The 419-nt window shown below is 65.9% G+C and carries 1 protein-coding gene; it reads left to right on the top strand.

The genetic code is table 11. From position 1 onward, the window contains the following. Positions 1–419, top strand: a 419-nt coding sequence (locus J4G38_RS24745; protein WP_226163828.1) for a hypothetical protein, incomplete at both ends; no start/stop codon positions are given.

Genomic DNA, 419 nt, shown 5'->3' with positions numbered 1-419 from the left:
TGGCCAGTGCCGCCCTGACTGGCACCCCGACCGCCCCCACCCCCGCCGCCGGCACCAACAGCACGCGCCTGGCCACCACCGCGTTCGTGCAAGCCGTGGCCGGGCTATTGTTAAGCAAGGCCAACAACCTGAGCGACCTACAGGACAAGGCCAGCGCCATCGCCAACCTGGGGCTGGCTGGCTGGCTGGTGACGCAGCTGGCGTATTTTGGCGTCACCAACAACGTGCAGGAAGCAGCGTTGCCGGCCCAATCCGGGAGCGGGTTTTTACGGGGCGTGCCATTAACGCTGGGGCAATCCTACTTCATTCCCAAAACACTCGCCGACAGCGAGGCCAACGTATTTCGGCTGCTGGGCGTCACTGACGCCGGGTTTTTCCCCGGCCAGTGCACCCGGTTGCGGTTGGCCGGCGATGCCAGC

It is taken from the genome of Hymenobacter terricola, from assembly GCF_017921975.2.
Classification (GTDB): Bacteria; Bacteroidota; Bacteroidia; order Cytophagales; family Hymenobacteraceae; genus Hymenobacter; species Hymenobacter terricola.
The sequence above is the reverse complement of the archived record's forward strand: the minus strand, read 5'-3'. Positions and strand labels throughout refer to the sequence as shown.